The sequence below is a fragment of the Streptomyces durocortorensis genome, assembly GCF_016901035.1.
GTDB classification, from domain to species: Bacteria; Actinomycetota; Actinomycetes; order Streptomycetales; family Streptomycetaceae; genus Streptomyces; species Streptomyces durocortorensis.
Map to the genome: position 1 here is coordinate 1 of NZ_JAFEUF010000543.1, position 608 is coordinate 608.

1 protein-coding gene is annotated in these 608 nt (G+C 74.2%); it reads right to left on the minus strand.

All coding sequences use genetic code 11. The features are described 5' to 3' along the window. Positions 1-135: 135 nt before the first annotated feature. Positions 136-608: carboxymuconolactone decarboxylase family protein (locus JS521_RS36000; protein WP_205087035.1), on the minus strand; the 473-nt coding region annotated here is incomplete at its 5' end.

Consider the following 608-nt stretch of genomic DNA (forward strand, 5'->3'; position numbering starts at 1 on the left):
CCGTCGCCGGGGGCTCCGGCGCCCCCCCCCCCACCCCCCCCCCCCCCCCCCCCCCCGCCCCCCCCCCCCCCCCCCCCCCCCGCCCCCCCGGCGGCGGGGGGGCGCTCGATGCGTTCCCGTCCGAAGGACCCGCGGTCAGCTCTTGAAGTCGCCGGGCGTGTAGTGGCCCGGGGCCAGCCGGCCGGTGACGCCGAAGCGGTTCCAGGCGTTGATCACCGTGATGGCGGCGATCAGCTGGGCCAGCTCCGTCTCCTCGAAGTGCTGCGCGGCCTCCGCGTACACCTCGTCCGGGACGAAGCCGTCGGTCAGAACGGTGACCGCCTCGGTGAGCGCGAGCGCCGCCAGCTCCTTCGGGGTGTAGAAGTGCTGCGACTCCTTCCACGCGCTGAGCTGCACGATCCGCTCGACGGACTCGCCCGCCGCGAGCGCGTCCTTGCTGTGCATGTCCAGGCAGAACGCGCACTGGTTGAGCTGCGAGGCCCGGATCTTCACCAGCTCCACCAGGACCGGGTCCAGGCCCTGACGGGCGGCGATGTCGAGCCGGATCATCGCCTTGTACACGTCGGGGAGGAGCTGGGAGACGGAGATCCGGGCGGGGTGCTCGGGGG